The 6863-nt window shown below is 53.8% G+C and carries 6 protein-coding genes and 1 pseudogene; 3 read left to right on the top strand and 4 right to left on the bottom strand.

What is annotated here, in order from left to right:
* A pseudogene (locus PY649_RS32030) lies at positions 1-137 on the bottom strand (acyltransferase); the annotation flags it as partial.
* A gap of 331 nt (positions 138-468) precedes the next feature.
* Here PY649_RS32030 and PY649_RS32025 point away from each other — a divergent pair.
* Positions 469-1395, top strand: a complete 927-nt coding sequence (locus PY649_RS32025; RefSeq protein ID WP_285872941.1) for a LysR family transcriptional regulator — start codon at positions 469-471, stop codon at positions 1393-1395.
* Positions 1396-1677: 282 nt separating this feature from the next.
* On the opposite strand, the gene PY649_RS32020 is transcribed toward PY649_RS32025, so the two are convergent.
* The gene (locus tag PY649_RS32020) at positions 1678-2214 is read right to left on the bottom strand and encodes a helix-turn-helix domain-containing protein (protein WP_349644458.1); all 537 of its coding nucleotides are present in this window, start codon (positions 2212-2214) and stop codon (positions 1678-1680) included.
* A gap of 666 nt (positions 2215-2880) precedes the next feature.
* Between PY649_RS32020 and PY649_RS32015 the strand changes: the two genes are divergently transcribed.
* Together PY649_RS32015 and repC are read left to right on the top strand one after the other, a co-directional pair.
* The gene (locus tag PY649_RS32015; protein WP_120708925.1) at positions 2881-3360 is read left to right on the top strand and encodes a protein psiB; all 480 of its coding nucleotides are present in this window, start codon (positions 2881-2883) and stop codon (positions 3358-3360) included.
* 942 nt (positions 3361-4302) lie between these two features.
* Complete coding sequence (repC, locus tag PY649_RS32010; RefSeq protein WP_285872938.1) at positions 4303-5595, top strand: plasmid replication protein RepC; 1293 nt, start codon at positions 4303-4305, stop codon at positions 5593-5595.
* Positions 5596-5819: 224 nt separating this feature from the next.
* On the opposite strand, the gene PY649_RS32005 is transcribed toward repC, so the two are convergent.
* The gene (locus PY649_RS32005) at positions 5820-6287 is read right to left on the bottom strand and encodes a helix-turn-helix transcriptional regulator (RefSeq protein ID WP_120708923.1); all 468 of its coding nucleotides are present in this window, start codon (positions 6285-6287) and stop codon (positions 5820-5822) included.
* Between the two features lie 178 nt (positions 6288-6465).
* Positions 6466-6615, bottom strand: a complete 150-nt coding sequence (locus tag PY649_RS32000; protein WP_285872936.1) for a hypothetical protein — start codon at positions 6613-6615, stop codon at positions 6466-6468.
* Positions 6616-6863: the final 248 nt, after the last annotated feature.

Below are 6863 nucleotides of genomic sequence, written 5' to 3'. Positions count from 1 at the left end.
TGACTGCCCTCGAACGGCTTTGCATTAAAGGCCCCGGTTGGCCCATAGGTCTTTCGAAAGAACTCGGCGAGTTCGACATGTTCGGCGAGTTCCAACTCGTTTTCCCAGCACAGTCTCCACTGCACGTCAGCGCGCATGCAAAGACCTCCTTTTGCTTGCTGTAATTCTGAGAGAAACATCGTGCGATTGAAGCAACGGCTCGTCTGCTGGACGTCGGTTGCAGCCATTATCGATTGCGACGCTAAACAATCGTGAAAGTAGAGCCTTTCTATTCCGCTCGCGTCAGAGGTGATTAACTCTCTCAATACTTCCGACCTTCCTCAGTCGTTTGTACACTTGCGCCGATGTACTCGTCTGCTATTCGACATACTTGTCAGGTTATCGACATTTTTCTCATGCACCATCGGCGCAAATCGGTAAAATTGATTGTTTGGATGGCATCCATCCACGGTTTGGATGAAGGATAAAATGCGCTTTAAGGGATTCGACCTAAATCTGCTTGTTGCGCTCGATGCACTGATGACCGAGCGTAATCTGACGGCGGCGGCACGCAACATCAACTTAAGCCAGCCTGCCATGAGCGCGGCCGTTGCTCGATTGCGCGCCTATTTCGACGATGAATTATTCACGATGAATGGGCGCGAACTTGTCCTGACGCCCCGAGCGGAGAGCCTCATTTCGGCAGTCCGTGAAGCTTTGCTCCACATTCAGCTCTCCATCATCTCCTGGGAGCCATTTGATCCCTTCCAATCGGATCGCCGTTTCAGGATCATCCTTTCCGATTTCCTCACCCTGGTGTTTATGGAAAAGGTCGTGAAGCGTGCGGCGCGCGAAGCTCCCGGGGTGAGCTTCGAATTTCTGCCTCTTGCCGATGATTACGACGAGCTTCTGCGCCGCGGCGAAGTCGATTTTCTAGTTCTGCCGGAAGTGTTCATGCCAAGTGCGCATCCCCGAGCGAAACTGTTTGAGGAGACACTCGCTTGCGTCGGCTGTCGCTCGAACGAGCAGCTATCACAGCCGCTTACGTTCGACAGATATATGTCCATGGGTCATGTCGCGGCCAAATTCGGGAATGCCCGCAGGCCTTCCATCGAGGAATGGTATCTGCTCGAACACGGCTTCAAGAGACGTATCGAAGTCGTCGTGCAGGGCTTTAGCATGATCCCACCCGTGCTAACGAATACCAACCGTATAGGGACAATGCCGCTGCGACTGGCTCAACATTTCGCAAAAAACCTACCCCTGCGGATCATGGAACTTCCACTGCCACTTCCTGCATTCACCGAAGCCGTTCAATGGCCTGCGCTTCACAATGGTGATCCGGCAAGCCTTTGGATGCGCAGGATCCTGTTGCAGGAGGCATCCCGCCTTGCTGCTTCGCTCGCAGATCGTTGAGCGTCTCGGGCACGCGGCAATGGAGCGTCGCTTTCAAACAGTCGTCGATGCGAGCTTGCAATCATTGGCCTGCGTTGACTACCGCTTTGATTTCGCACCCGAAGTCCCGGAAGAACATTGCGTCAATTACGTCCTGGGGTGAACGTGGGCTGAGGGCGGGACTTGGACCATAGGATAAGCCGACAAGTCGAGCGCACGGGCTCCGCGCCGGAATGGCACGCTCAAATTCGATCGACCGTCGCAGCGCCCCTTGCGCCTTCCCCGAAAGCTGTGGCGCACATTTCATGGTTTGCCGTCGTCACTAGGGATATCGACGGCAGCGCGACACGAAGGGTTAACTGCCGGAGCGCCATCGCCATGGTCACAGGTCTCTCCTATGCGACCTAACAAGCAGAAAACGTCCCGCAAAGTCTCTTCGTCGAAGGTCCGCAACTTCTCGATACAGCCCAGCAGCAGAACTGCTTTGGCTTCAGTTCGACCCCAAAGATGGGGTGCTGCCGGCGCAATAATCTCTTCCGGAGTTGCGTCCAAAACCTCACAAAAGTGAATCAGTCGACCCACTGTCAGACGAGAGACCTTATTTTCGTAGCGGCCATAGACCTGTTCGCTGAGACCAAGCAAGGGCGCGAGCTTCGAGCGAGACAGTTTTCGTCTGTCGCGAGCCTCGCGAAGGCTGATACTGATCTGTTCTTCGAGTTCAGCGCTAAGTGCTATTCGCCCGTCAAAAGGTTTTCGATAGACCGGCCTGTTTATGCCTGGATCGTCGATCCGCTTTAAACCGAGTTCTTTAATCCATTGCTTCAATGATGGTCCTGCCATTGCTCGGACTGAAGGTCAGCGCTCAGGACTCTCCTTATACGGATAAATGTCGCCGTTAAAACCTCTAATTCAAATTTTCCGATCTTATTTGGCGCACATTTTGACCGCACGATCTCATGCAAAGTTCGCCGTGACCGAAACTATATAGTTATCTATCAAATGGTTAAGTGCATATTGCGCGAAAGCCCCTCGCATGCGAAACCGAGTTGTCGCACCAAATTGGCTACGCTGGGACAATGTGAACGCGGGTGCCTGCAACGCACTGGCTCAATCGCTCCGCCAAACCGCTTTCCTCGCCCTCAATGTCCATCATAGGTTGATTATTTGTAGGAATATGGCTCGACCAAATATCTGCCCGAGACTTCTCACCGGGTAGTCTGGCAATAAATTTGGCGCATTCCCAGTATAGTGTCATTGCAAAATTTCGGTAGAATATTCGAAATATTCCAACCAATTCAGCGTCATATCCGCTAATTTCGCGAAAAGCAGAATCGGACTTGATCGCAAAAAACGTGCCAAATTGGCTCGGAAAGCATTTACACAGCTCGGAGAAATCAGCATATTGCGCCGCGTTGTCGCTATCCAGGGTTGGTAACGCAAATCACCGGCCCTTCTCTTCATTTTTGTACGACACGAGATCGCTTCAAAAAATAGAAGGCTGAGGAAATGAAAAAAATCGCATACGTGTTGGAGTCAGAAACCGCCTTGTTTCGAGCCGTTAAGTTGCATCGTGGAGGTGGAGATAGCATTGCACCGATCTATGACCTGATCGGCGGCAGGGTGATCGAGATGATCCGCTTTGACGAAAAGCACTGGCTGTTTTTTGACGAGGACGCATTGCGAGACGGCCTAACCGCCTTCACGATCTTTGATGGCTGCCCGAAGCCGCTTGCCGGAAATATCGTTCTTATCGGAGGCGACGGTGGACAGCTTTATCGGTCGCCATTGATAACGATTGCGGATGCGGCGGCACGCTTCCAATGTTGCCGACCGGTGCTCGACCCTGTCTTTGTCACGACTGACGACATGACGTCGAAGGGTCTCATTCTTGCGGGAGCATTAGCGAGCTTACAAGTGCGCATTGATCGCCGGCCCCCAATGCTGGAAGAGAGCCGATATCATGACAATCATGGTTCAATACAATGATATCATCGCCACACTCGCGGGAACGTCGGCGAGTGTGGCGGCAAGGCTGCGGAACGCAGAACTGACGGGTCCGTGCATTTGCATGTGATCGATCATTGAATTGCCGCGGCGGCACTGCGGCCAGACAGATTATGGATATAATGGAGCCCCAGGGAAAAGCCCGCAACTATTCACAATCTCAATATGGGGAACCCGCGCACCGGTAGGCGATAATCCGACCAGAAGATCCAATCTCACGCCGGCGGCAGAAACCGGGTTCATATGGACTCGCTGGACGGCACACCAGAACCCTCCTGCTGCCGTCGCCAAGACCTTGCAAGGAGACGGCCGGAAGGGCTGATGACGGAGCGGTCATCAATTGCGTCGATGATCAGCCGGCCGATCATAGTCTGGTTTGGAAAACCTGCCCTCGCCCAAATCGCCATTCCATTCAGCCATCCAGATTCACATCCGCGCTCCTCAACCGTAAGTACGGGAGGGCCGCCGCGTTCCGGGCTGGTGTCATTGGTCCGATTTTAAAGCGCTCGGCGAATTGTCGAACCCATATCCATAAGGCGAACCAAAAAGGCTCGCGCAAAACGGCATTTATCCAGGCCGCTCAATCTTCTAAAAGTAATATAATATCAATGAACTAACTCGCTGATCGCCCCGACTGTGACGTCAAGTAGCAGTCCAGATCGGTACATATCTTGCGCCAAATTGATTTGTTAAGATATGCTTTCCGCATTACCCACAACGATCCCGACGCATGAGCCGGGCTTGAAACGGAGATGACGAAACCGACCAGAAAAAGAAAACCGCTCCCGAAGAAATCCGGAAGCGGGTCTGTAAGAGAATAAATTAAGCCAGAACCTTTCTCGCAGACCCTTCCTTCCTTGTCAACAAAAAACGCCAATTTGGTGAACGGCGGAGCTTTGCCTGGTCCCGAATGGAGACGAGGACATGGACGATACGACCCCCCATCAGCGGCCAGTCGGCCGCAAGATGACGCCCCAACGCGCCGAATTCCGGCGCTTGGCACAATCGGCAGAAGTCGGAATGGTGACCCGTGCCCAATTGGCGGTGCTTGCTCAAAATCTGACTTGCACAGGTCTGATAAACGGAACCGAAAGCCATCTTTTGCTGATATTGATCAACACCGCTCCCGCCGATGCCTTCGACAAATCGGGGCAACCAATCGTCTTCAAATCAAACCGTCAATTGGCATTTGAGGTCGGACGCTCGGTCGGTCGGGTCAGTCGAATGCTTTCCCGGTTTTTCGATCTGGGTTTGATCACGATGCAGGACAGTGGAAATTATAAGCGATATCCGATCAGAAACAGTGATGGCGACATAACAGATGGATGTGGGGTCGACCTACGAATATTAATCGCGCGCTATGGCGAGCTCGATCGCCGTGTAAAAGAGATCCGGGCGGAGAAGAAGGCCACCGAGGCGGCGCTGCGACGCTATCGAGGCGCGTTGCGAAATACCCGTTATGCGCTGGCTGCCGCTGATCTTAGTGCAACAGCGCGCCGACGCGTCGCCGACCGTATCGAGCGCATCAGCAATTATGTCGGCATTGCTGCCAAGGCATCCAACTATCTGCTACGTCGTGCGACCTTCCTTCTTGAATGGTCCATCGACCGGCTGATGCAGCTGGCCCCTCGACGTCAGGGCCAGCTTGAGGCAGAAAAAACGACACGTTTAGATGTCGAAAACGACATGCACAAACAGATTACACCTCCTTATCAATCAGAACGTAGTAATGGCCAAGCTGGTTCGGTTCATGCCGGACGACTTGGTTTTCCAAAAGCCGGCGCCGCCAGCAACCGGGCCTTGGAACAAAGCGCGGCGGGCCGGCCAGGCTCAATCGGCGAGCGCGACACTCGGCGGCAGGCCCTGGTTGCCCTCAAGGATGTCATGCGTGCAGCGCCGACGCTTAAGGAGCTTGGATGCGCTCCCAACAACTTTCGGGACCTTGTTCGGCTGACACCGATGTTGTGCCGCTTCACCGGGATTTCAGAGGGTATCCGTAGCAATGCCGTCGCGACGATGGGCGAACTGCAAGCAGCAGTCGCAGTGGCAATTACCCTTGAAAAAACCAACCGGCAGGAAGTCGCCTCGCCCGGCGGGTATTTGCGGGCAATGACTGAGCGGGCTGCCGCGGGCAAATTAAATCTTGCCCGCTCGGTCTTCGGGCTGGCCGCCCGCAGCGGTCCGGAGGCATTTGACCGAACCGTCGGGCATACGTAGCTGACGGCCGATGGCGATATCATCATCGGCGTTGCGGCAATCGGCGCATGCGATGATCAAGCAGAAATGAAAGGATGTGGCCTCACGCCGCGCAAGTGCGATGTCGTTATTTCAGAAAGAGGATGATGGAGAACATCTTTGGCGAGATCACCGGTTAAGAGGAGCGTCGGCTGGCCGGGTGGTTCATGGCCAAGATCCGCGCTTACCAAACGCTTGATGTCTCGTCAGATCGGGTTGTCGTCGGCGGTCATGCGCCTCAAGAGCCGAATGAGGTCGTGCGTTGCGTCGCTCGGAAGCTTTCTGACTATTCGATCCAGCGTAAGACGATCCTCGGCTTCCTCCTGCGTGCGCCCCCAAAGATGCGGCGCGGCTTCAAAGATCATATCTATGGGCGTGAAGCCGAGAATCTCACAAAGATGGATCATTCGGGTGACCGTCATTTTGGAAAATGCCCGTTCGTAGCGACCGTAGACAGGTGTCGACAGACCGAGCATTGGCGCAATATCTGCGCGAGAGAGGCCCTTGGCCTCGCGCGTTTTTTTCAGAAAGGCGCTGATCAGTTCTTCCATGTCTCCCAGCGTCGTCACGTTGCCGTCAAAACCGGGCTTCCGATAGATCGGCTTGTCGACTTCCGGATCGGTGGTGTCCACGAGGCCTTTTGAACTTTTGTAGCTTGCTAGATCTTGCGTCACCGCTCGTCCCTTTTTCCAGCAAATTGCTCGTTGGCTTGGCTCACATCGGAATCGACTTGGATCATCTGTTTCCGCCGCTTTTCAGTCGTTTTCCATACCTTCATGAACGATCTTTTTCGCTTATAACAACTTTAAAGCGTTTAGCCAAATTGCTTCAGTAAACGCCTGGCCGACGCACTCAAATCTGGGGCGCAATATCGGCGGTCGGATTTGAAAAGGAGCAAAAGTTCTTCATCGCGACCGCGTCCTCATGATCACTATTGCCTTGAAATACGGTCGAAATTGGCGACATGCCTCGAAGCGGCTCAAGATAGTTGTTCGCGGTCATCATACGATCCCACGTCAACGGCCGACCCGAACGTGCGATCCATTTTCGTGTTTGTTTATATCCCATTTGGTTAATTGGAAAAGCAAGATTTTGACACTGATCAAAGATCTGCAGGAAGGCTTGGCTGGTGCGCTCACTTTCCAGTTGAAACCGCGCGACTTTGTGAAGCCACCGCGGACGAATGACCGAGACAGAGCACTCTTCGCAAACTGACCCCGCGAAAGCTCCTTTGCGCCGGCATCGGCGTT

This window comes from Rhizobium mayense (assembly GCF_030272705.1).
In the GTDB taxonomy this organism is placed as follows: Bacteria; Pseudomonadota; Alphaproteobacteria; order Rhizobiales; family Rhizobiaceae; genus Rhizobium; species Rhizobium mayense.
This window is presented reverse-complemented; position numbering and strand designations above follow the sequence as displayed.